Annotated in this window: 1 pseudogene; it reads left to right on the top strand. The window is 73.1% G+C overall.

The features are described from left to right. A pseudogene (locus tag FJ658_RS14975) lies at nt 1–201 on the top strand (MerR family transcriptional regulator); the annotation flags it as partial.

Below are 201 nucleotides of genomic sequence, written 5' to 3'. Positions count from 1 at the left end.
CTGCCGGGCGGCGCCAAGGTGGCCGCGCCGTCGATGCTGCCGAGCGAGCGGCGACTGAGCCGCGACGAGCTGGTCCGCGAGGCGGGCGCCAACACGATGCTGCTGCAGGATGCGGTGTCGGCGTCGCTGATCGTGCCGGCCGACCACTACGGCGACGATTCGCTCGCCGTGCTCAAGGCGCTCGTCGAGCTGCAGCGCTCG

It is taken from the genome of Schumannella sp. 10F1B-5-1 (genome assembly GCF_006517535.1).
Taxonomy (GTDB): Bacteria; Actinomycetota; Actinomycetes; order Actinomycetales; family Microbacteriaceae; genus Schumannella.
Note: the sequence above shows the minus strand (reverse complement) of the source record. Positions and strands in the feature narration are given on the sequence as shown.